The organism is Bacillus nitratireducens, from assembly GCF_036320425.1.
Lineage (GTDB): Bacteria > Bacillota > Bacilli > Bacillales > Bacillaceae_G > Bacillus_A > Bacillus_A nitratireducens.
Window position 1 is genome coordinate 992,635 of the sequence record NZ_JAUMJO010000001.1, and the last position, 17,766, is coordinate 1,010,400.

General features: G+C 36.3%; 18 protein-coding genes. 11 read left to right on the forward strand and 7 right to left on the reverse strand.

Annotated elements, in window-relative coordinates:
• Positions 1–35: 35 nt before the first annotated feature.
• The 7 genes from Q3V31_RS05265 to Q3V31_RS05295 all read left to right on the forward strand — a co-directional run bounded on the left by Q3V31_RS05265 (position 36) and on the right by Q3V31_RS05295 (position 7,410).
• Positions 36–836: a BclA C-terminal domain-containing protein gene (locus Q3V31_RS05265; RefSeq protein WP_329762639.1), complete on the forward strand. Its 801-nt coding sequence runs from the start codon at positions 36–38 to the stop codon at positions 834–836.
• Between the two features lie 120 nt (positions 837–956).
• Positions 957–1,802 (forward strand): TylF/MycF family methyltransferase, encoded by an 846-nt coding sequence (locus Q3V31_RS05270; RefSeq protein WP_000428762.1) that lies wholly within the window; start codon positions 957–959, stop codon positions 1,800–1,802.
• Between the two features lie 247 nt (positions 1,803–2,049).
• Positions 2,050–2,802, forward strand: coding sequence for a class I SAM-dependent methyltransferase (locus Q3V31_RS05275; protein WP_001292081.1), 753 nt, complete (start codon positions 2,050–2,052; stop codon positions 2,800–2,802).
• 13 nt (positions 2,803–2,815) lie between these two features.
• Entirely contained in the window at positions 2,816–3,745 is a 930-nt protein-coding gene (locus tag Q3V31_RS05280) for a glycosyltransferase family 2 protein (protein WP_016128944.1), read from the forward strand.
• 143 nt (positions 3,746–3,888) lie between these two features.
• The gene (locus Q3V31_RS05285) at positions 3,889–5,049 is read left to right on the forward strand and encodes an FtsW/RodA/SpoVE family cell cycle protein (RefSeq protein ID WP_016128943.1); all 1,161 of its coding nucleotides are present in this window, start codon (positions 3,889–3,891) and stop codon (positions 5,047–5,049) included.
• A gap of 77 nt (positions 5,050–5,126) precedes the next feature.
• Positions 5,127–5,867, forward strand: a complete 741-nt coding sequence (gene prpE, locus Q3V31_RS05290; protein WP_000872709.1) for a bis(5'-nucleosyl)-tetraphosphatase PrpE — start codon at positions 5,127–5,129, stop codon at positions 5,865–5,867.
• Positions 5,868–6,021: 154 nt separating this feature from the next.
• Positions 6,022–7,410, forward strand: a complete 1,389-nt coding sequence (locus Q3V31_RS05295) for a peptidase G2 autoproteolytic cleavage domain-containing protein (RefSeq protein WP_071735084.1) — start codon at positions 6,022–6,024, stop codon at positions 7,408–7,410.
• A 45-nt stretch (positions 7,411–7,455) separates the two neighbouring features.
• Here Q3V31_RS05295 and Q3V31_RS05300 read toward each other — a convergent pair whose 3' ends face one another.
• The 4 genes from Q3V31_RS05300 to Q3V31_RS05315 are packed head-to-tail and all read right to left on the reverse strand — an operon-like array spanning position 7,456 to position 10,221.
• Entirely contained in the window at positions 7,456–8,349 is an 894-nt protein-coding gene (locus Q3V31_RS05300; RefSeq protein ID WP_001079144.1) for an RluA family pseudouridine synthase, read from the reverse strand.
• A gap of 15 nt (positions 8,350–8,364) precedes the next feature.
• Positions 8,365–9,162, reverse strand: coding sequence for an NAD kinase (locus tag Q3V31_RS05305; protein WP_000673196.1), 798 nt, complete (start codon positions 9,160–9,162; stop codon positions 8,365–8,367).
• Between the two features lie 18 nt (positions 9,163–9,180).
• Entirely contained in the window at positions 9,181–9,819 is a 639-nt protein-coding gene (gene yjbM, locus Q3V31_RS05310) for a GTP diphosphokinase (protein WP_001081481.1), read from the reverse strand.
• 30 nt (positions 9,820–9,849) lie between these two features.
• Positions 9,850–10,221, reverse strand: a complete 372-nt coding sequence (locus Q3V31_RS05315; RefSeq protein ID WP_001180016.1) for a UPF0738 family protein — start codon at positions 10,219–10,221, stop codon at positions 9,850–9,852.
• 145 nt (positions 10,222–10,366) lie between these two features.
• Here Q3V31_RS05315 and Q3V31_RS05320 point away from each other — a divergent pair, with 145 nt between their 5' ends.
• The 4 genes from Q3V31_RS05320 to Q3V31_RS05335 all read left to right on the forward strand — a co-directional run bounded on the left by Q3V31_RS05320 (position 10,367) and on the right by Q3V31_RS05335 (position 12,824).
• Positions 10,367–10,945 carry a CYTH domain-containing protein gene (locus tag Q3V31_RS05320; protein ID WP_000191130.1) on the forward strand — a complete coding sequence of 193 codons (579 nt, stop codon included), beginning with the start codon at positions 10,367–10,369 and terminating at the stop codon, positions 10,943–10,945.
• 184 nt (positions 10,946–11,129) lie between these two features.
• Positions 11,130–11,528, forward strand: a complete 399-nt coding sequence (locus Q3V31_RS05325; protein WP_000043388.1) for a globin domain-containing protein — start codon at positions 11,130–11,132, stop codon at positions 11,526–11,528.
• Positions 11,528–12,421, forward strand: a complete 894-nt coding sequence (locus Q3V31_RS05330) for a ClpXP adapter SpxH family protein (protein WP_000360668.1) — start codon at positions 11,528–11,530, stop codon at positions 12,419–12,421. Before Q3V31_RS05325 ends, Q3V31_RS05330 begins: the two co-directional genes overlap by 1 nt.
• 229 nt (positions 12,422–12,650) lie before the next feature.
• Positions 12,651–12,824, forward strand: a complete 174-nt coding sequence (locus tag Q3V31_RS05335; protein ID WP_000748141.1) for a hypothetical protein — start codon at positions 12,651–12,653, stop codon at positions 12,822–12,824.
• 146 nt (positions 12,825–12,970) lie between these two features.
• Here Q3V31_RS05335 and pepF read toward each other — a convergent pair whose 3' ends face one another.
• From pepF to Q3V31_RS05350, 3 genes are all read right to left on the reverse strand, one after another.
• The gene (gene pepF, locus Q3V31_RS05340) at positions 12,971–14,797 is read right to left on the reverse strand and encodes an oligoendopeptidase F (RefSeq protein WP_016128941.1); all 1,827 of its coding nucleotides are present in this window, start codon (positions 14,795–14,797) and stop codon (positions 12,971–12,973) included.
• Positions 14,798–14,847: 50 nt separating this feature from the next.
• Complete coding sequence (locus Q3V31_RS05345; RefSeq protein ID WP_002074938.1) at positions 14,848–16,083, reverse strand: competence protein CoiA; 1,236 nt, start codon at positions 16,081–16,083, stop codon at positions 14,848–14,850.
• Positions 16,084–16,173: 90 nt separating this feature from the next.
• Complete coding sequence (locus tag Q3V31_RS05350) at positions 16,174–17,718, reverse strand: cardiolipin synthase (RefSeq protein ID WP_000799215.1); 1,545 nt, start codon at positions 17,716–17,718, stop codon at positions 16,174–16,176.
• Between the last annotated feature and the right edge of the window lie 48 nt (positions 17,719–17,766).

Genomic DNA, 17,766 nt, shown 5'->3' on the forward strand with positions numbered 1-17,766 from the left:
CTACTATATAATGAAAGCTTTATGGAGGTGAATTTATGTCAAATAATAATTATTCAGATGGCTTAAATCCCGATGAATCATTATCCGCTAGTGCATTTGATCCTAATCTTGTAGGTCCAACTTTACCACCAATACCACCGTTTACACTTCCAACCGGACCTACTGGACCTACTGGGCCGACTGGACCTACTGGGCCGACCATACCTACTACTGGGCCAACCGGGCCGACTGGACCGACTGGGCCGACTGGACCGACTGGACTGACTGGACTTATTGGACCTACTGGGCCGACTGGACCGACTGGACTGACTGGACTTATTGGACCGACTGGACCTACTGGGCCGACTGGACCGACTGGAGACACTGGTGCAACTGGTGCAACTGGACCGACTGGAGACACTGGTGCAACTGGACCTACTGGACCATCTGGATTAGGACTTCCAGCAGGATTGTATGCATTTAACTCCGCTGCAATTAGCATATCTCTTGGAGTTAATGACCCCGTCCCATTTAATACTGTTGGATCTCAGTTTGGTACAGCAATTTCTCAATTAGATGCTGATACTTTCCTCATAAGTGAAACTGGATTCTATAAGATTACTGTTATCGCATATACTGCATTAGTAAGTGTATTAGGTGGTCTTGCAATTCAAGTGAATGGTGTTGATATCCCTGGCACTGGAACAAGTTTAATCTCACTTGGAGCACCTATCGTTATCCAAGCAATTACACAAATTACAGTAACTCCATCAATGGTTGAAGCGATTGTTACAGGGCTTGGATTATCGTTAGCTCTTGGTACAAGTGCATCCATTATTATTGAAAAAATTGCTTAATTTTTACTTAGCAGTAAAACTGATATCAGTTTTACTGCTTTTCAATTATGAATTCAATCATGAAACATTCACTACTCACATAATCATATTGTTGTATGACATTTTGCGGGAGGCACCAATATGGAAAATAAATCCGCTATTCAGCTTTATCTTGAGTTATTAAAGAAAACAATTTTGTTTGAAATATGGTTAGAATATGAGGAGTACTTACCTGCATCTCTACATATATCAAAAGAACTTCAATTCGAGCCAGTTACCGTACCACTCCCTTTATTCATTAAGCAATATGCCGAAAATCATAACTTAAAAATTGTAAAGCCAGATGTTTCAAAAAGTGAACGTCATGATGGACTGGATTGGCCAAGAGCAGCACATAGTATGATTGGCCGAGAACGTATGAATCAGTTACATGATGCAATGGAAACCATTGTTCGTGAAAATATAGAAGGGGATTTTATCGAAACAGGTGTATGGCGCGGAGGTTCTTGCATTTTTATGAATGGCTTTTTACAAGCCAATAACATTACGGATCGCAATATTTGGGTTGCAGATTCATTTGAAGGTTTGCCAGCACCGGATTTAGAACAATATCCGAAAGACTACGGTGATTATTTACACACATTCGATTATTTACGTGTTTCTTTAGAACAAGTACAAGAAAACTTTAGAAAATATGATTTATTAAATGATCAAGTAAAATTTTTAAAAGGCTGGTTTAAAGATACTTTACCAACAGCACCAATAGAAAAGATTGCAATTGCAAGACTTGATGGGGATATGTATGAATCTACGATGGATGGTCTCGTGAACTTATACGATAAAGTTTCAACAGGTGGGTATATTATTATTGATGACTATGGACTACCAGCTTGTGCAGAAGCTGTGACGGACTTTAGAAATCAAAGAAACTTAAAAGCTCCTATTACTAAAATTGATATCTTTGGTGTATATTGGCGAAAAGAATAAGAAAAATTTTGATTATAAGGAGGTTCCATTCCTATTAATTAGTAACGCTCACTAATACTTGAATACATGAACCGTTTTAGGAATCTCCTTATATGTAATAAGCGGTCACATCTTATCCTCTTTCACTATCAAATAAAACTTTAATTTCCCCATACTCTTCGTTTTGAGGTGCGATTCGTCTGTAAATATCGAGATAATATGGATACTGTATTGATTTTCCTTTTTACTACAAGGAAGGAGTGTATTTATGAGCGAACTTGAAAAAGAAATAAAATTACTCCCCCCTCCTGAACTCGCCCAATATGTAGGTGGCGATTTTGAAAAGGTCGGTAAAGAATTCCTAAATCATTTCATTCAAATTGGGGCTTTAAAGTCAAACGAAAAAGTATTAGATGTAGGCTGCGGCGTCGGCCGAATGGCTGTTCCATTAATGAATTACTTAACTGATGATGGAGCGTATTATGGATTTGATTTATTTAAAGAAGGTATCACTTGGTGTAAAAATAATATTACAACTACCCGTAATAATTTTCATTTTGAACACGTTGACATATACAATCAATTTTACAATCCAGAAGGAAAAGAAGATGCCTCTCACTATAAGTTTCCACATGAAGACGAGACATTCGATTTCATCTTTTTAACTTCTGTATTTACGCACCTTCTCCCAATAGAATTAGAACATTACGTATCTGAGATTGCACGTGTATTAAAAAAAGACGGGAGATGTTTTATTACGTTCTTTTTAATAAACCCTGAGTCATCCTATTATTTAAATGCAGGACTAAGTACGTTAGGATTTTATCATCAAATTGAAAATTGTTATGTCGTAAATAAAGATATTCCTAATTTCGCAGTTGCTTATCCTGAAACAGATATTTGCGCTTTATTGAATAAATATGGCTTAGAGGTAATGAATAAACCACATTATGGTTTATGGTGCGGCCGACATGAATATACGAGTTATCAAGATATTGTTCTTACAAAAAAAAGCTTCTGAAAGGAAGTTACGTATGACAAATGAAAAAAATCTACCTCTTGTTTCCATCCTTATTCCCACCTATAATAGACCACATTATTTCAAAATCGCTCTAGAAAGTGCTTTGGCACAAACTTATCCAAACATTGAAGTTATTGTAGGAGACGATAGTACGAATGATGAAACTGAAAAATTAATGCATGAAAAATACTTACCAAACCATTCCCATATAACATATATCCGGAATAGTACTACTTTAGGACAATTCCATAATGACCTCATGCTCTTAGAACAGTCTAGTGGCGAATACATAAATTTCTTAATGGACGATGACTTATTCCATAGTAATAAAATCGAGAAAATGATGTTCTATTTCCAACAAGACTTAAATCAAAAACTCGCACTTATTACATCATATCGCACTTGGATTGATGAAAATGGAGATATAATTGAAAACCATCCCGCTGTAAATAGATTGTATAGCGAAGATACTCTGCTAAGTGGGATAGATTTTGGAAACCATATGCTTTTATCTGGACATAATATTATTGGTGAGCCTACGACTGTACTCTTTCGAAGGCGACTATTAACAGAACCTTTTGGTACTTTAAATGAAAGGAACTATTGTTGTAGTGTTGATATGGCCTCTTGGATGAGTTTACTTTCAAAAGGTGATGCATTTTATATCACTGAACCTTTAAGTTCCTTTCGCTTTCATGATGGACAGCAAGTACACCATAAATTACTTGAAGGATCTGAAGATTTTTCACATCTCGTTTTAACCTCAAAAAAGTATGGTTTCTTACAAGATTTCAATGATTATAGAACTAGTCTGCTCAAAGCCTATGAGTGGTGTATAGGCGCATTCGAGTTTTATAAACAATACCCCAATCTCATTCCAGATGCACATATACGTCTTTCTCATTGTTTAAATATCATTATAAAAGAGCTAAATCCACGATAGCTTTGCATAAGGGAGGAGCTATTCCTCCCTATTATGTATGACTTTACATAAATAGTGGAATAAATGTATGGACAATCTGCTTATATTACTTTTAGAATGACGTCATCAACATATTTACTAGGCAATAGAAAGGAATTCATACATTGAAAGATCCAAATTCTCAATATCAAATAGACTACGTATTGCTATTCATCTTATTTGCCATTGGGACTGTTAGTTGCTTTGCTATTGCAAGTGCGCAAGCCTCTTTACCACCATTTTTGCAAAACGTAAATTTTGTACTAAAGCAAATTCAATGGTATTTCATTGGATTTATTGCTATTGGCGTTATTATGATTATCGATTTCGATCGTTATCAAAAAATTGCTTGGTATTTATATAGCTTTGCATTGGTACTACTTATTGGACTAGAACTTCAAGTACCAGGTGCCGTTACAATAAAAGGTGCTACCGCTTGGTACAGGCTTCCAGGCATCGGAAATTTCCAGCCTTCTGAAATTATGAAATTATTTTTAATTATCGTCATTGGACGAATTATAGCAAATCACAATGAAAAATATTTTTCCAGAACAATACAGGGCGATTTTTTATTACTCGGAAAGATATTCGCAGCAAGTTTGCCACCACTACTCCTTATTGCAAAGGAACCGGATTTAGGGAATACGATGGTAATTTTAGCTATGCTCGCAGCAATGATACTAGTTTCCGGTATACGATGGCGTTTTATTTTCGGATTAGCCTCCGGCATTGTCACAGCGGGTTCTACATTAATATATATATTTTTTTCTCATACAGAGTTCTTTAAAACACACATTTTAAAAGAATATCAACTAAATCGCTTCTACGGCTGGTTAGCACCATACAAATATGATGCGCAAGGCTATCAACTAAGACAAGCATTCTTAGCTACTGGATCAGGGGAAATGCAAGGAAAGGGTTGGGAAAATGGACAAGTATATTTTCCAGAACCACATACAGATTTTATTTTCACTAATGTCGCTGAACAATTTGGTTTTCTAGGTGCAAGTGTCATTATTTCACTTTTTTTCTTACTCATTTTCCGGATGATTCATATCGCTTTAGAAAGTAATGATCCTTTCGGTAGTTATATTTGCGCTGGTACAATCGGAATGTTTACTTTTCAAGTATTCCAAAATATTGGGATGACAATCGGATTACTTCCTATTACAGGGATAACATTACCCCTTATGAGCTATGGAGGAAGTTCGCTGCTTACATACATGATTGCGATTGGATTTATTTTAAATGTTCACTCAAGAACAAAAATCTTTATGTTTAAATAAGCCACACAAAAAGCGGTACATTTTTATCTCTATCCTTTTTTAGATATACTAATTAAAAATATGATGGAGGTTTAAATATGAAATATGACATTATAGGGGATATTCATGGGTGCTTCCAAGAGTTTCAAAATTTAACGACGAAACTAGGATACAACTGGAATAGTGGCCTACCGATTCACCCTGACAAACGTCAGCTTGCATTCGTTGGTGATATTACAGATCGCGGTCCTCACTCATTACGTATGATTGAAATTGTATGGGAACTTGTCATAAATAAAAAAGAAGCTTATTACGCTCCTGGAAATCACTGCAATAAACTATATCGATTTTTCCTTGGGCGTAATGTAACAATCGCTCACGGACTCGAAACAACTGTCGCTGAATATGAAGCACTATCTTCTCATAAGCAAAACATTATAAAAGAAAAGTTCATCACCCTTTATGAGCAATCCCCTTTATATCACATACTAGATGAAAAAAGAGTCATCGTATGTCACGCTGGGATTCGGCAAGATTACATAGGAAGACAAGATAAAAAAGTACAAACCTTTGTATTATATGGCGATATTACAGGAGAAAAGCATGCTGACGGCTCACCTGTCCGTCGCGACTGGGCGCAAGAATATAACGGGAAAACTTGGATTATATATGGACATACTCCAGTAAAAGAACCTCGATTTGTAAATCACACAGTCAATATCGATACTGGTGCTGTATTTGGTGGAAAGCTAACCGGACTACGTTTTCCTGAAATGGAGACCGTTTCCGTCCCTTCCTCCCTGCCTTTTGTCGCTGAGAAATTCCGCCCAATTTCATAACTCCCCTTACTTAGTGCAATTCATGAATTGCGAGGGATTACCGTATTATTTAGGCATATCTCATATAAAAACTAGGTAATGTACTTAAAAAAAGATGCAATAAAGTGCATCTTTTTTTAAGTACACGGCATATACTGTCGCAGGAGGTGACAGAATGAAGAAAAAATCTTCTAAACAAAAAAGAAATTGCCCGCCTTTCTATCTGCCCATGTACGGAATTAACAATTGGTGTAGCATTCGAGCTGCAGCTCTAGAAGAACTGGACGAACAAGAATCATCAAAAAAAAGTAAAGCAAGAACAAAATATGTCTCTTTAGAAAATGCTGTAATGAGCCGCATAATCGATAATAGAAAAACAAAGATGCAGCAAAAACATAAACCTCTCTCTAATCATAATGAACAGGTAGTACAATCTGAGCAAACAGAGCAAAATACGGAAGAAAATATACCTGTAGCAATAAATAAAAAAGCGGAACCAGAAATTCCAGCTACTATTATAAATCAAGTAAAGAAAATAAAAGAAGCATTAGCTCCATCAAATGATATACAAACGGAAAAAGCTATTATAATTCAAACCCCTTCATCCGAAAATACAAAAGTTAAAAAAGGGAACCGGTATGCACATGCAGAGGGGCTTCACTCTAATGCAGAAGGTACAGCTTCACATGCAGAAGGGCTTCTTACACACGCAAAAGGTTCTTTCTCTCATGCAGAAGGATCAAAAACAAAAGCAACTGGACATAGTTCGCATAGTGAAGGAAGTGAAACGACAGCAGGCGGCTCTTATTCTCATGCGGAAGGAAAACATACAATTGCTTTAGGCGAAGCAGCACATGCAGAAGGAACCGCAACTATCGCTAACGGATTCTATTCTCATGCGGAAGGTATGCATACATCAACAGCTCATTTTGCAGGCAGCCATATTATGGGGCGCTTCGGCACGGCAGAAGAATCTTATTCTTGGTTTATTGCAAATGGTACAAATGACACCGACCATAATATCGGTGCAAAATGGCTTGCTCACAACGGAGAAATGTATATCGATGGTGCTTCTTACAATGCAAGTGGAACGGATTTTGCACAAATGTTTGAGACAGCAGATCATAGTTCTATTGATGTCGGTTATTTCGTTACATTTAGTAGCGAAGAAAAAATTCGAAAAGCTACTTCAAATGATTTATTCATATTAGGAATATCTAGTGCTACTCCTGCTCTCATTGGAAATAGCGGTGCTTTAAGTTGGCAAAAACGCTATAAAACAGATAGCTTTGGAAAACGTCAATATGTACGTACGGACACGCAAGACACACGACCTCTTTTAAATACAGAATGGGATCCAGCTTGTAAATATATATCAAGAAGAGACCGTACTGAGTGGCTTCCTGTCGGATTAATTGGACAAATGTTAGTACGTGATGACGGTACTTGTGAAACACACGGATACTGTCTTCCAAATGATGACGGTATTGCTACAAAAGCTGAAAATGGCTTTTTCATTATTAAACGTACTGGTGATAATCAAATTTTAATATTATTCCGCTAAAAAAAGGGAACAAAATTCTTCGTTCAGTAAGAATTTTGTTCCCTTTTAATTGTTATGTAAAGCGGATTGCATGTCATCTGGGATACCTACGGTAAAAGTCATTTCCTTTTCTAAAATAGGATGATAAAACGTCAAAGACGTACTATGAAGCGCTTGGCGTTTCATCACATCTCTTCGACCGCCGTATAAATCATCCCCGAGTAGCGGATGTCCTATATGCGCCATATGTACACGAATTTGATGCGTTCTTCCTGTTTCAAGCTCAAGTGCTACATGCGTCTTATTAGAAGAACTTTCCATCACTTTAAAATGAGTAACAGCCCTTTGACCATCTTCACAGACAGTTCGCTCAATAATACTATCCGCTTTTCGTCCGATTGGTGCGTCAATCGTCCCTATCTCTTCTAGGATCATTCCATGAACGAGCGCCTCATACGTTCGTTTCACTCCTTTTTGTTGATGCTGCTTTGATAAAAGGTTGTGAACGAATCGATTTTTTGCAATTAACATAAGTCCTGAAGTATCACGATCGAGTCTCGTTACAATGTGCACTGTACTTGCAAGGTTCTGTTTATCATAATGATATAACAGGGCATTTGCAACACTTCCTGACGGATGCTCCCTAGACGGAATTGTCGACATATATGCTTCTTTATTTACAACAAGCACTGCGTCATCTTCATATACAATATTTAAAGGAATATCTTCTACTTCCATCCCTTCACTTCTTTCCTCGAACGGAAAGAAAACTTGTAACTCTTCACCGGCTTGTAACTTGTGGCGAACACTCGCATGTTGACCGTTTACTTCAATAGCTCCGCCGTGAAACTTTATATCTGTTAAAGCAGCTTTCGAAATTCCTTTCGTTTTCAAAAACTCTCTAACTAAAGTCCCCTCATCTGCAAGCTGTATATCCCATTTCAATGTAAATCTGTTCAAATATATAAACCCTCTCTATTTATCTGCAACAAACGAGTCACGGACACGTTTCCAGAACGGGAACGGACGGAAACGAACAAATCGTACTTTCTCGTTTGCAACGCGATACTGAATTGATTTCACATCTTGATGAACCATCGTCAAATGATCCACCGTAATTTGCAAGTTCATTCCTGCAGCCGGCTTCAAAACGCATGTATGATGTTTCGGCAGTACGAGCGGCGAACCTACCGTACGAAATACACGATTGTTAATTGATGCCATTTCTGCAATTTGAATCGCTTCAATAGAAGGGTGAATAATCGCTCCGCCAAGTGCCTTATTATACGCAGTACTTCCTGAAGGAGTAGAAATACAAAGACCATCTCCGCGGAACGTTTCAAAATACTCTCCGCGTATTTCCACTTCTGTTACTAATGTTCCTTCTGCACTTTTTACAGTCGCTTCATTCATCGCCAAATACTGCGACTCTTTACTACCATTCACATAGCGAATAATCACCTCTAAAAGTGGGTATTCAACTACTTGGAACGGTGTTTTAGCAATCGCAATCACTAACTTCTCTACTTCCGTCGGTAACCAATCTGCATAGAAACCTAAATGCCCTGTATGTACACCAACAAATGCGGTTTCATCTAATCGATTATAGTAACGATGAAACGCATATAAAAGCGTTCCATCTCCCCCAACAGAAATTACAATATCAGGTTCCTTTTCATCCATAGTAAAACCAAAATCTAACAAGTATTCTTTCATCGTACTTGCTAATGTATCTGATGATTGATCGCCCTTTGACATAATTGTAAATTTCATCGCCCAACACCCTTTAGTTTATGATTCAGAATCTTTCGTTTCCTGCTTTCGTGAAAAGACCTTTTGCGCTTCTTGAATTTCAAGACGAATGGAAGACATTTCTTCATCTAATAAAAATGCCGCTTCCGCTGCACGTTGTAAGCGTATTTTAATATCTTCAGGAAAACGTCCACTATATTTGTAATTTAAAGAATGCTCAATCGTTGCCCAAAAATTCATCGCTAACGTGCGAATTTGAATTTCCACTAACACTTTTTTTTCTCCCTGTATCGTTTGAACAGGATAACTAATGACAACGTGGTAAGAGCGATAGCCGCTATCTTTCTTTTGCGTTACATAATCACGTTCTTCCACAATTTCAAAATCATTTCGTTTTCGAAGATATTCTACAACAGGCTTAATCTCATCAACAAATTGACACATCATTCGAAGGCCCGCGATGTCCTGCATATCTTCTCTGAGCCGGTCTAGCGGTACATTTCTCTTCTCCGCTTTATCAATAATACTTGCAACCGACTTTACCCTTCCTGTTACAAACTCAATTGGAGAATGCTCCGTTAACATTGCAAATTGAGTACGCATTCCTTTTAGTTTCACTTTCAGCTCCGCCACCGCTTGGTGATAAGGTGCTAAAAATTCTTCCCAATTACGATTCATTTCAACCACCACCAAAATCAATCCATTTGCTTATAGAAACACTTTTTCTACAGCAGTTACTAGTTCTTCTCCGTAATTTGCATTACCTTCAATATTTTCAACTAAATATTCTACTTCTTCTTTTAATCCTTCTAATTCTATTTCAACATCATTCACGTGAATAAACATCGCTGTATCTTTATTCATCGCTTCATGTATTGCTTCCCAGCATGTATGCGGAATACTTACATAAATGAAAGATGATTCGTTTTCTAAGATATATAAAAATGATAAATTGTCTGAGTCTACAAGTACGTGATTACGTGCACTTAGCTCCTTTACCTCTATTTCAGTATTTTCCGCACAAAAAATAAGCGCATTCTCTCTTGTTTCTACGCTCTTAACTTGAATTTTATTTTGCATGCTCGAACTCCTCCATCTCAACTTTCCTGTCTTACTTAACAGTATTATTGTATCATAACATGGACGCAAACAAATAAAACATTGAACCAAATTTGCGAAAAAGCGATAATGTGTAAAGAATTATTTTTCAAAAGGAGCGCATACAATGACACAAGAAATTGAAATTGAATTTAAAAACATGGTTACAGAGGAAGAATTCCAAAGCTTATGCACATCATTTTCTATTGAAGAATTCACAAAACAAGTAAATCATTACTTTGAAACACCTCAATTTTCTTTGAAAAATACGGGCTCTGCACTTCGTATTCGTCATAAAGATGGAACTTATACATTCACATTAAAACAACCTGCTGAAATTGGTTTATTAGAAACTCATCAATCTATAACTGAAAAAGAAGCAAAACTTATGATGGAAACAAACGTAATCATTCAAGGCATTGTAATGGATCAACTTCAGAAACTACAAATTCCAGTTTCCTCTTTAACTTATATGGGAAGTTTAACAACAGAAAGAGCTGAAACATTATTTGAAGGCGGAACACTTGTCTTTGATCATAGTTTCTATTACAATCACGATGATTATGAAATCGAATATGAAGTACAAGATGAGGAAGCTGGTAAAGCCGCATTTATGAGTTTACTAAAACAACATAACGTACCAGTTCGTCATACAAATAACAAAGTAAAACGCTTTTTCCTTGCCAAACAAAACAAAGAGCGCTAAAGTGAAATTTCCATCAGTGGAGAAGTGATTTACTGGTGGTCATGTTTCACCTTTTTGGAAAGTAAAGATTTATTAGCAACACATAAAATAAGCAAAGAATGTTATGAAGGCTGTTTAGTTGCTCTTCATAACATTCCATTGCTACAATAGATATACATTTCATGGAAAAAGGAGTTTATAAAGGATGAGCAAGCAACCGATGACACCATTTGAAGCAATTGGCGGTGAACAATGCATTGCAACATTAGTGGATACATTTTATTCCTATGTCAGTGAACACCCTGACTTATCTCCGATCTTCCCGGATGATTTAACAGAAACCGCTAGGAAGCAGAAACAATTTTTAACACAATATTTAGGTGGTCCTAATTTATACACTGAAGAACATGGGCATCCTATGCTAAGAGCACGCCATCTTCCGTTTGAGATTACTCCAAAACGCGCAGAAGCTTGGCTATCATGTATGGAGCAAGCAATGGATGATACAGGAGTGCACGGTCATATAAGAGAGTTTGTTTTTGAACGTTTAGCATTAACTGCTCAACATATGGTCAATACTCCAAATGAAACAGGTGAAGTGTAATGGATAAGCAGGAAGCAAAGCATATGAATATGCCTTCTCCTTCCACATGCGAGCATAAGTCTGTAGAAGCATATTTATTTATTGATCCACTTTGTAAAGATTGCTGGGATATCGAGCCATTTATTATTAAACTATGGCTCGAATATGGGAAATACTTCTCTATTCGTCATATAGTAACTGGAAAAGTGGACGGGACAAACGCTTCCTCACACAAATGGAATAAACCTGCTAATATTCGATTTGTGTGGGAAAAGACAACAAGTTTACAAGGTTTTTCATGTGATGGAAAAGTACATATGCAAGAGGCATCGTCAACGCCGTATCTAGTTTCGATGGCAATTAAAGCGGCGGAGTTGCAAGGCCGAAAAGCAGGTTCGAAGTTTTTGCGAAAACTCCAGGAATACATTCTTCTTAAAAATGTATCAAACCCAGATGGTGAACTATTGCTTACATGTGCAAAAGATAGCGGCATTGATGTAGAGGAATTTAAAAAAGACCTACACTCAGTTAGCGCAAAAAAAGCTTTCCAATGCGACCTGAAATTCACAAATGAGATGCATATTACAGAAATACCTTCCCTCCTATTTTTCCATGCAAATTCAGATGAGGAAGGTATTAAAATCGCAGGAATTTATTCCTATGATGTATACGTACAATTATTAAAAGAACTTGTAAAATGCGAGATTGAGCCAGATCCATTACCTCCTTTAGAGGTATTACTAGAAGCAACACAATTTATTTCTTCAAAGGAAATCTCATTTATATATGACTGCCCGCAGCAAGAAATAGAGCGCGAACTAAAAAAATTACAACTAAAACGAAAAGTACAAATGATTGAAGTGAAGTGCGAGCGTTATTGGAAATGGATAGCAAAAGAAAAAGACCTGGTGTAAACACCAGATCTTTTTCTTTACGGCTTATAAAAATATTAAAGGGGATGGGAGAAATTTTCACGTTCAAACAAAGGGGTATATGTTTGTATGTGAATTCGTTCACGCTTATTATATTACAAGATTCGACGTCAGATGACAACCCCTTTTGTCGAATTTCACACTTTTGTCACATTCTAAACGTTTTCATTCTTGAATAAGCTATAAAAAAAGCAATTTAGGAGGTTTCCTTATGAAAAAGTCTCATATTTTTCTTATCTTTCTATGTGTTATTGTTTCTTTTTTCTTATATATCCTCTCTCTATTACAAGCTTTTCCTAAAATTATTGCCTTCCCTCTTTTATTCGGAGTTATCGTCATCGCTGTCTCTTATTTCAACTATAGAAAACGATTTAAAGGATTTTAATTACAAAAATAAGTCGTAAAAATTCCTTCAAATATAAAAAAAGCACCGAAAATCACCTTAATCATTCGACAAATATCGACATGGTTTACTTTTGAGCAAATGTTCCAAACAAAAAAGACGAGGATAAAATCCCTCGTCTTTTCTCATTACTTCTCTTCAAACAATAGCGCTTCTAATTCATTTAATTTCTCTTCAAACACTTGTAATGCTTCTTTTACAGGTTCTGGTGATGCCATATCTACCCCTGCTTTTTTCAGCACTTCAATTGGATAATCTGAGCTTCCTGCTTTTAAGAACTCATTAATGTAACGTTCTACTGCTGGTTGCCCCTCTTCTAAAATTTGTTTAGATAAAGCCGTTGCTGCACTAAATCCTGTTGCGTATTGGTATACGTAATAGTTGTAGTAGAAGTGCGGAATACGAGACCACTCTAAGCCGATTTCTTCATCGATCACTAACGCGTCACCGAAATATTTCTTATTTAAATCATAGTAGATTTCCGTTAACATGTCCGGCGTAACAGCATGCCCTTCTTGTACTTTCTTATGAATAATATGCTCGAACTCTGCAAACATCGTTTGACGGAATACAGTACCACGGAATCCTTCTAAATAGTGATTTAATAAGTATAGACGCTCTTTCTTATCTTCTGTCGTCTTCAATAAATAATCATTTAGAAGTGCTTCATTACAAGTTGATGCTACTTCTGCAACGAAGATTGAATAATCACCATATACGTGCGGTTGTGTCTTCCTTGTATAGTAACTATGCACGGAATGACCAAACTCATGAGCAAGTGTAAATAAATTATTTACATTATCATGCCAGTTCATTAAAATATACGGATTTGTTCCGTATGCACCAGATGAATATGCTCCGCTTCGTTTTCCTTTATTCTCATATACATCTACCCAGCGATTCTCATATGCTTCTTTTAAAATTTCAACATATTCATCACCAAGTACATTTAAAGATTTCAATAACATTTCTTGTGCTTCTTCATACTTCACATTCATTTTCACTTCTGGTACAAGCGGTGTATATAAATCATACATATGAAGCTCATCAAGACCTAAGGCACGCTTACGAATATCAATGTAGCGATGTAGTAAGTGTAAATTATCATTTACCGATTCAACCAGTTGATCATACACTGCTTCAGGAATATTATTATTACTTAATGCAGCTTGACGTGCAGAATCGTATTTACGAACGCGTGCATTGAAATTATTACGTTTCACAGCCCCACTTAACGTACTTGCAAATGTGTTCTTATATTTTCCGTACGTTTCATATACAGCTTTGAATGCATCTTCCCGCACACGACGATCATCACTTTCTAAAAATTGAATATAACGACCATGTGTTATTTCTACTTCTTCTCCATCTTCACCTTTAATAGATGGGAATTTTAAATCTGCATTATTCAACATACCAAATGTATTACTTGATGCACTCATCACTTCAGATGCTTCTGCTAATAACGCTTCTTCAGCTTCCGATAATACATGCGGGCGTTGACGTGTAATTTCTTCTAATGCATGCTCATATACACTTAGTTCTCGATTTTGTTGTAAGAATGTTTGCAATGTATCTTCTGAAATAGCTAAAATTTCAGGCACGATATAAGCTGTGCTACTAGATACTTGTGAGTATAAATTTGTTGCGCGATCATTTAATGCTTGATACACAGAGTTTGTTGTATCTTGATCGTAACGCATATGTGCATATGTATATAGCTTACCTAATCGCATTGAAATTTCATCTTCATATTGCAATGCCTCAAGCAAATTGTCTGCAGAGTCACCAAGCTTCCCTTTAAATTCAGTTAACTTTGGCAATAGCTCTTTAATAGCTTGGAATTCTTTTTCCCATTCTGCATCAGTTTGGAAAATATCTTCTAATCGCCATGTGTTTGCTTCTTCAATCTCATTGCGATTTGGTAATGATTTTACTGTGTTTTGTTCAGCCATTCTTTAAGCCCTCCTTTAAATATCTCTACTTAAGTACAATTCGATTTTTCTTATGTAATTCCTTCACGATCAGTCTTTATTATATCCCCTTTTCCCTCTCTCATGTTGTACTTTGTCTCAAATAGAGATAGTGCATGCGCTAAGCAAATGTCATCATATTTCATAATTTCCTCCTCTGTTTTTACCAAAACAACATCTCTTATTTTTCGATACTTATTCGTACCTACTTTATTTAACACACCTATATAACATAAAAATGTCATATACTCTGCAACTGCTATCTTCCATATATGTTGTGCAAAATACGGAAGTAGACGCCTCTTTGTATATTTTGCTACATAATTACATGCGTACTGAAGGGAAATATACTCCCCTACTTTAAGCATACCTATACACTTCATATAAAGGAAAGCTTGCCATATAAATGGATTTGTTTGAAAAGCAAATGAGGACGGAAGCGGGACACCGATTTCAGAAGGAAAACTCGCTGGGGTACATTTATATTGATATAAGAGGCGTAGTAGTGACTTATGATTATAATTCCAGATAGGTAAAGCGTTTTGCCGAAAATAGTTCTTTTTTCTCTTCCATTCTTGTCCTAATACCTCTTTCCGGAAAGGAACGGGGGAAAAGAGCATTTCAACAGTAGTCGTATCGGTTGGTAAATAAATAATATGTGAGAAAGAGACATTTGTAGAAAACGGAGTGATAAACGCACATTTCATAAACGATTTTTGTTTCGGGCAAAAGAAAATAAGAAATGGCTGAGGATAAGGTTGTAAGGCGAAAGCCATAAAAGAGGAAAATGTCATCCAATGGGCGGATTGCTTTTTCAACTGATTTCCACCGATTATCCAGATGACTTGTATACTAGCTTGCCAATACGAATATGTTCGCTTATAAAGCTGCTCTATGGAGAGATTTGCACATTGATATTCAATCGCAATTTTTCTATCCGCTCTCTCTACGTAAATATCTGGTCGTTGCTGGATTACCGGCAGATAATGCTCTATATCTACATGGAAATCTTGACGTTTTAACCATCTATATAACAATTCTTTACCTTGCATATGATACACAGATTCTGCCTCATAAAACGCAAGACATGAATCTACTTTCTTATGAGCAAAATGCCAACTCTTTTGTGTCCCTAACTTCATTTGCACTTCCTTTCCGCAAGCTGTGCAAAAGAATTTTTCTCGTTTACGCATGTCGCGTAAAAGCTCTTCATCCCGGTTATATAATAGATGAATTTTCTCTCCGTTTTCTCTCCTTGCAATAAACATCACAATCACACCCTTTCAACTCCTTGTATTCTACAATTTACTACAAATTCCTCTCAAAAAAAGAGATGCCCTAAATTAGGACATCTCTTTTTATAATAAAGGTGATAATAACCGATACGTCGATTCAACAATCCGCCTATGAAGACGTCTCTTATGAAATCGATCAACATGAATTTCACTGGATTCTTCTAAATCGTCTTTAAAATCTTGCACGAGCTTTCGAATGCTATCTGTATCATACAAAAAGGCATTTACTTCAAAGTTTAAATGAAAACTTCTCATATCCATATTAGCTGTCCCAATTGAAGCGAGATCCGAATCAACGATAACAACTTTACTATGAAGAAAACCTTTTTCATATTCATATATTTTTACTCCTGCATCTAATAACTCCGGAAAGTACGATCTTGATGCATAAAAGACAGTGCGCTTATCTGGCTTACTTGGCATTAACAAACGAACATCGATACCAGCAAGTGCAGCTACTTTTAATGCAGATAAAATATCATCGTCTGGAATAAAGTATGGTGTTGCAATCCAAATCGATTTCCTTGCTGAAGCAATCATTGCAAAATATAAATGTTTAATTGTTTCCCATTTATTATCTGGTCCACCTCCAACAAGTTGGACTCCGCCCCAATGATCACCCTCAACTGCTTTCGCTTGTAAATATTCAGGTGCTAATACTGCCTCACCAGTCATATAAAACCAATCTTGAAGGAAAATTAGCTGTAAACTTTGAACTGCTTCACCGCGCAAATATAAATGCGTATCTCGCCAAAAACCGAAGTATTTATCTTTCCCTAAATATTCATCTCCAATATTTAATCCGCCTACAAACCCTTCATTTCCATCTATAATAACGATTTTGCGGTGGTTTCGATAATTAATTTTATCGTTTAAAATCGGAAAGCGCACAGGGAAAAATGGAATCATTTCTACTCCTGCATCATTCAATTCTTCAATATATGAATTTGATAATTTAAAACTTCCAACCGCATCATATAAAAAACGGACGACAACGCCTTCTTTTGCTTTTTTCATTAAAATATCTTTAATTTCTGTACCGAGCTTGTCATCACGCACAATGTAATACTCCATATGAATGTGGTGTTTCGCTCGATTTAATCCATCTAAAATTGCCTGAAACGTTTCATCTCCATTTGTTAATGTCCTCGTTTCAGTTTGAAATGAAATATTTAAAGCACCCAATCGATCAGCTAAACGAAATAACAATTCTTGATGCTTATGGTCTCGTAAAATTCGTTCTTCGTAATCTTCGTGCCCCTTATATTGTAAAAACGCCTGTTCATCGAGTAACGCCTTCTTTTGGAACATTCTTTTTCTGCGAAAGTTTTGTCCAAATAATAAATAAGCAAAGAAACCGAACACTGGAAAAATTCCTAGTACGATTAACCATGTAAGCGTTTTCGAAGGATGTCTGTTTTCTAAGAAAATAACACATCCAATTAAAAATGCGGAAACCGTAAATAAAATACTAATAATACCTAAAATCGAAACGTCTTTTATACCAATGACATCCGAATAAAATGCTACATCAATAAACATGCGTAATGAAACAAATAATGCGAACAATAGTAGAAAAAAGAAAAGTAATTTTAACGTGTTTTTCATCTCTTACCTCCTTACTAAGAAAACTTTCCTATTCTTCATAAAAAAAGC